Source organism: Sciscionella marina DSM 45152 (genome assembly GCF_000379465.1).
Taxonomy (GTDB): Bacteria; Actinomycetota; Actinomycetes; order Mycobacteriales; family Pseudonocardiaceae; genus Sciscionella; species Sciscionella marina.
Genome location: NZ_KB905440.1, coordinates 1 through 6,055 on the forward strand (window position 1 = coordinate 1; position 6,055 = coordinate 6,055).

A 6,055-nucleotide genomic window follows, 5' to 3' on the forward strand; every position below is an offset into this window, starting at 1 on the left:
ATCCTCATCGCCGTCGCCGCCCGCAAGCCCGCCTTCGCCTTCCCGCAGGCAGTCCGCCAGCCGCTTCCCGCACCCGTGGGTGCAGGCAGCGCCGAGATCTCAGAGCAGCACTCAGTGGGCGATCCGCGCAACACCGCCGACGCGGGCGATCTCGCCGCACGCCCGGCCACGCCCGACGACGACCGTCCCACCGGACCGCGACGGATTCCGGTCGGCAAGGTCATCCGAGAAGCACCCTGGCAGATCGTGCTGTTTTCCATCGGCATGTATCTCGTCGTCTACGGCCTGCGCAACCAGGGGCTCACCGGAGAACTGGCCAAGCTGTTCGGATTCTTCGCCGACCACGGGGTGCTGGCCGCCGCACTCGGCACCGGCATCGTGGTCGCGGTGCTGTCGTCGATCATGAACAACATGCCCACCGTGCTCATCGCCGCACTGGCCATCGGCGCCGTCGGGGCGACCGGACTCACCCACGAAGCGATGGTCTACGCCAACGTCATCGGCTCCGACCTCGGACCCAAGGTCACCCCCATCGGCAGCCTGGCCACCCTGCTGTGGCTACACGTGCTCGACCGCAAGGGAATGCACATCGGCTGGGGCCGCTACTTCCGCACCGGCATCGTGCTCACCATCCCCGTCCTGCTCATCACGCTCGCCGCATTGGCCGGCTGGCTCACCGTCATCGGCACCTAAACCCGGAAGAACCGGGCCGGCAGGGTCGTCCCGGGCACGCACGGAAGGAGACCGTCATGCACTGCTTCGACTGCGCTGAGCAGAACGTCGACCGGCCGGCCGTGGGGACCTGTATGGACTGCGGCGCGGGCGTGTGCGCCGAACACGCCCGCCCCGAACGGCGCCCTGTCACCTGTCGGGTGGTCGGTCTGACCGTCGTGGACCACCCGGCACGAGTGGCAGCTCGTATCCTGCGCTGCTCCGCCTGCGGCCAGGTCCGCACGACCATCGCGGCCTGCGAAACACAGGGCGGCCGGGATTGCTAATGGTCCCCAGGGCGTTCGACGGCACGGGATGCGAACGGAGGTAGAACATGGCCGACGCAGCGGAAGTGGTCGTGATCGGTGGCGGGCAGGCCGGCTTGGCCGCTGGGTACTTCCTCCGCCGTACCGGGCTGAACTTCGTCATCCTAGATGCGCAAGACCGGCCGGGAGGCGCGTGGCGGCACGGGTGGGACTCGCTGCGGCTGTTCTCCCCGGCCGAGTACAGCCCGCTGCCCGGCTGGTGGATGCCTCGCCAAGAAGGCGAAACCTTCCCCACCGCAGGCCACGTCGTCGGTTACCTCCGCGACTACGAGCAGCGATACGAGCTGCCCGTTCACCGCCCCGTTCACGTGCAGGGTGTCCACGATGCGGGTGCGTGGCTGGCCGTCGACACCGACCACGGGACCTGGCGCACCTCGATCGTCATCAGCGCGACCGGCACCTGGGACTCGCCATACCTGCCGGACTACCCGGGCAGCGACGAGTTCGCGGGAGAACAACTGCACACCGTCGCCTACCGCTCCCCCGAGCAGTTCCGAGGCCAACGGGTAGTGGTCGTGGGAGGCGGTAACTCCGCGGCCCAGATCCTGGCCGAAGTCTCCACCGTCGCCGACACCACCTGGGTCACCCAGCGCCCGCCCCGGTTCATGCCCGACGACGTGGACGGCCGCGTCCTGTTCGACGTGGCCACCCAACGCGAAGCCGCCCGGCGGGCCGGTACGGACACTGCGGGCGTCTCCGGGTTGGGCGACATCGTGATGGTGCCCAGCGTGCGCGAGGCTCGTGATCGTGGCGTGCTGCACGCGCACCCGATGTTCGACCGCCTGACCCGCGATGGCGTGGCCTGGAACGACGGCACCGCGCAGCTCGCTGATGCGATCATCTGGTGCACCGGCTTCCACCCCACGCTGGGCCACCTGGACCCCTTGGGGCTGGAGTGTCAGGACGGAGTACCGAAAACCGTGGGCACGCGGTCGGTCGACGAGCCGCGCCTGTACCTGCTGGGGTACGGGGACTGGACCGGTTCTGCCTCGGCCACGCTGATCGGCGCGGGTCGCACCGCGAAGTCGACCGTCGCCGAGATCACCGACCGCCTGCGCACAATATGAGGCGATGATCAGGTGCGGGCACGGAGGAGTCGTGCGGTGATGTAGCGGGCGTCTCGGCCGACTCCGCGCAGCGTGGCGGAGGCGAAGCTGCGCTGCCATTCCAGCCCCACGTAGCCCAGTCCCGCCACAGTCGTTGACAGCCCACGCTTCTGATGAGGCAGACCGTTGCCGTCGGTCGCCCCAGTTGGGTCCAGGTAGGACAGTTCGGGGCGGTAGCCTGTGGCCAGGATGATGGTGTCGACGTGCTCTCGGGTGCCGTCGGGCCAGGTGAGCTGGCTGCCTTCGATGGTAGTGAACATTCGTCGCTGGTCCGGGGTGCCGGCGTTGATGGCGCGGCGGTAGCGGCCGTCGTCGTTGACCGGCATGGGCGGCGGGTTATGCACGAGATGTCCGATCGGCAGGTGGTCGAATCCGCTGGCCACGGACCAGAAGTGCACGTCCCGCCCCAGAATGAGCTGCGGTGCGAACTTGATCGGGTGCCGGATGGCCAGCGTGACCCGGGCATGGGCAGCGAGTTCGGTTCCGATCTGCACCGCGGAGTTCGCCGCGCCCACCACGACGATCCGCTGCCCGGTGAACCCGGTGGGTTCGCGGTAGTCGGCAGCGTGCAGCACAGCGCCGGTGAACGAATCCAGGCCGGGCAGATCCGGCCGATAGGGGCGCCCGAACGCTCCGCTCGCCGCGATTACGAGGGGCGCCGTCACTGTCTCACCATTGTGGACTTCGGCCACGAATCGGCCGCCGTCGCGGCGAATGCGCTCGACGCGGTGGTCGGTGCGGATGTCGGCGTCGAGGTTCTTGGCGTAGCGGCGCAGGTAGTCGATCACCTCGTCGCGATGCGGGTAGTGGTCCGGGTTGCCGGGGAAGGCCATCCCGGGCAGGGCGCTGTAGCGGGCCGGGGAGAACAGGGTGAGGCTGTCGTAGTACGACGGCCACGNCCCCACCGGTTCCGGNCCGGCTTCGAGCAGCACCGGCACTCGGCCGGCTCGGCGGAGGGCGTGGGCGGCAGCGAGGCCGGACTGCCCGCCGCCGATCACGAGAGCATCGACGTCGGTCACGGGACGTTCCTTTCGGGTTTCGTAGCAAGGGAGAGCAGGGCAGCGGCGGTGGTGACCGCGCCCAGGACGAGGAAGGTGGTGGCGTAGCCGTCGAGCAGGCTGGCGAGTGCGGCGCCGGCGAACGGGGCCAGCGCCATCGTGATCGTCAACGGTGCGGACAGCAGNCCGGTGAGCTGCCCGTAGTACCGGGCTCCCCACCGGTCGGTCACGGCGGTGGCCTGCAGCAGCGTGAACACTCCNCGNGCCATGCCCGCCAGGATCGCGGCGNCGATCAACGCGGCNNCNGAGGTGAGCACNCCGAGCANNGCNGTGGTNANCGCCATCGCCAGCAGGATCAGCGCGGTGCGTGCCNGCACGGTGGTGCGCCGNGTCAGGGNGGTGTAGCCNAGCCGNCCNAGGACCTGNCCGGCNCCGCCGAGCCCCANCGCGACCGAGGCGGTAGCGGTGCCGATGCCGCGTTCGGCCAGCAGCGGCACGAGGTTGATCACGACGGCGAAGGTGGCGAACGCGGCNANGCTCAACGCGNCGGTGAGCACGACGAACGNCGGGCTCCGNGCGACCTGCCNNGGGTCAGCCTCCTNGTGCCGGGATTCGGCCGCCGGGCGTTCCGGCCACGGCAGTCCGAGGCCGAACCAGTGCCCAGGGATCGTGACCGCCGCGAGGATGCCGGCCAGCACGAGATAGGTCGCCCGCCAGTCCAGAACGGCGGCGAGTGCGGCGGTCAGCGGGGCGAAGACGGTGCTGGCCAGCCCGGCGGCCAAGGTCAGGATGGTCAACGCCCGGACCCGGTCGCGTCCGTGCCAGCGAGTCAACGCGGCAAACGCGGGCGGATACAGCACCGCTCCCATCGCCACCCCGACCAGCACCCACGCGGAGAGGAACCACGCAAGGTTCTGCGCGGTGGCCACCGCCACGAGGGCGGGCACGGCCAGCACCGAGCCCGCGGTCATCACCCCGCGCGGCCCCCGGCGATCCAGCCATCGACCGACCGGGATGCCGACCAGGGCGGCGATGAGCTGACTCGCCGACAACGCTGCCGTGATCGCCGCGGTCGGCCAACCCGTCGTCGCGGAGATGTCCCCGGCCAAGACGGGAAAGGCGTAGTAGAGCACACCCCAACTGGTGATCTCGGTGACACACAAGGTCACCAGCACCCGCCGCAACCCCGCCCGGCTCACAACATCCGACTGCGCGAGCGCTCCGAAGGACACCGGCGTGCCCCGCTCAGTGTGTGGACCGAGCAGACACTGTCAGCACCTCCGGCTCAGCCGGCGCGCCGCAGCATCCGCCATCCTGCTCCTCGACAGGAGCATCGAAGACTCCAGCACCGCCGCACACCCCTGTCTCCGGCAACACCAACTCGACCCGCTCGGCAGACTCACGGTCGCCGGCTAGCGCGGCGGCGACCGAGCGCACCTGCTCGTAGCCAGTCAGCGCCAAGAACGTCGGCGCGCGGCCGTAGCTCTTCATCCCCGCCAGGAACATCCCGGGCTCCGGGTGAGACAGCTCAGTGACCCCGTGCGGATAGACCGTGCCACAGGAGTGCACATTCGGGTCGATCAACGGAGCCAGCGCCACCGGCGCCTGCAACGTCGCATCCAGGCCAAGCCGGATCTCGGACAGCCACGACAAGTCGGGGCGGAACCCGGTCAGGACCACGATCTCGTCGACCGACTCGACCCGCGCCCCCGCATCGGATACCAGGCCAAGTCGGTGTGCGTCGCGTTCGATCGCAGCGGTGCGGAATCCGGTGACGACCTCGATTCGCCCGGCCTCGACAGCGGCCTTGGCCCGCTGGCCGAGCGCACCTCGGGCAGGCAACTGATCGGCTTGGCCACCGCCGAAGGTGTCGCCCACCTCGCCGCGACGCAGCAACCACGTGATGCGCGTGTCCGGATGCTGGGCGGCCAGCTCATCGAAGGCGACCAGCGCCGTCAATGCCGAATGCCCGCTTCCCGCCACTACGACGTGCCGCCCCGCATACCGCTGGCGGACCACCGCATCGGTCAGATCCGGCACCTGATACACGATCTGTCCAGCCACGGCGTGCTCACCCACGGCAGGCAGCCCGTCGCCACCGAGCGGATTCGGATTGCTCCAGGTACCCGAGGCATCGATCACCGCCCTCACGGTCACCCGTTCCTCGGCACCCGACGCGGTGCGCACGTGCACGGTCAACGGCTCGCTGTCGCGCCCGGCGTCGACAACCCGGTCCCGGCCGCGGCGAGCCACCCCCACGACCTCGGCGCCGAACCGCACCCGCGTTCCCAACGCGTCGGCCAGCGGGCGCAGGTAGTGCTCGACCCACTCCCGACCTGTCGGATAGCTGCCCTCGTCCGGGGCCTGCCAGCCGGTTGCTTCCAGCAGTCGGCGGGCGGCCGGGTCGATCAGCTCTGCCCAGCGGGAGAACAGGCGCACGTGATGCCACTGCGCCACCGCGGCCCCCGCTCGATCGGCGCGTTCCAGCACCAGTGGTTCCACGCCCCGCTCGGCCAGCTCGGCAGCCGCTGCCAACCCGACCGGACCAGCACCGACGACCACCACAGGCGACTCGTTCATCCCTCACTCCATCCATCGATACATCTCGATTGAGTTGAGGTGAATATATCGAGCGCGCTCGATAGAAGCAACCATCGATTTCGATCGATATACTGGCGGCATGGCGATAGCGCTTCGGCAAGCCCAGGTCCTGCCCACCTCNGANGCGGCGACCTACGCCGACTGGTTTGCGTGCCTCGGCGAACCCGTGCGGGTGCGGCTGCTGCACGCGGTGGCCACCAGTTCGAAGGGCATCACCGTGGGTGCGTTGACGAAGATCCTGGGCACCAGCCAGTCGACCTGCTCCTTCCACGTGCGCAAGCTCGCCGACGTCGGCTTCGTCCGGCTCCACAAG

Annotated in this window: 7 protein-coding genes; 4 read left to right on the forward strand and 3 right to left on the reverse strand. The window is 69.6% G+C overall.

Going from position 1 to position 6,055, the window contains the following annotated elements:
• The 3 genes from A37U_RS47365 to A37U_RS0137510 all read left to right on the forward strand — a co-directional run.
• Nucleotides 1-693: ArsB/NhaD family transporter (locus A37U_RS47365; RefSeq protein ID WP_020501800.1), on the forward strand; the 693-nt coding region annotated here is incomplete at its 5' end.
• 56 nt (nucleotides 694-749) lie between these two features.
• Entirely contained in the window at nucleotides 750-998 is a 249-nt protein-coding gene (locus A37U_RS47370) for a DUF2180 family protein (RefSeq protein WP_020501801.1), read from the forward strand.
• A 47-nt stretch (nucleotides 999-1,045) separates the two neighbouring features.
• Nucleotides 1,046-2,104, forward strand: a complete 1,059-nt coding sequence (locus tag A37U_RS0137510; RefSeq protein WP_020501802.1) for an ArsO family NAD(P)H-dependent flavin-containing monooxygenase — start codon at nucleotides 1,046-1,048, stop codon at nucleotides 2,102-2,104.
• Nucleotides 2,105-2,112: 8 nt separating this feature from the next.
• On the opposite strand, the gene A37U_RS0137515 is transcribed toward A37U_RS0137510, so the two are convergent.
• From A37U_RS0137515 to A37U_RS0137525, 3 genes are all read right to left on the reverse strand, one after another.
• Complete coding sequence (locus tag A37U_RS0137515) at nucleotides 2,113-3,162, reverse strand: flavin-containing monooxygenase (RefSeq protein ID WP_020501803.1); 1,050 nt, start codon at nucleotides 3,160-3,162, stop codon at nucleotides 2,113-2,115.
• Nucleotides 3,159-4,373, reverse strand: a complete 1,215-nt coding sequence (locus A37U_RS0137520) for an MFS transporter (RefSeq protein ID WP_020501804.1) — start codon at nucleotides 4,371-4,373, stop codon at nucleotides 3,159-3,161. Before A37U_RS0137520 ends, A37U_RS0137515 begins: the two co-directional genes overlap by 4 nt.
• A 13-nt stretch (nucleotides 4,374-4,386) precedes the next feature.
• The gene (locus tag A37U_RS0137525) at nucleotides 4,387-5,721 is read right to left on the reverse strand and encodes an FAD-dependent oxidoreductase (RefSeq protein WP_020501805.1); all 1,335 of its coding nucleotides are present in this window, start codon (nucleotides 5,719-5,721) and stop codon (nucleotides 4,387-4,389) included.
• Nucleotides 5,722-5,821: 100 nt separating this feature from the next.
• Here A37U_RS0137525 and A37U_RS0137530 point away from each other — a divergent pair.
• Nucleotides 5,822-6,055, forward strand: a 234-nt coding sequence (locus A37U_RS0137530) for an ArsR/SmtB family transcription factor (protein WP_026198028.1), incomplete at its 3' end; no start/stop codon positions are given.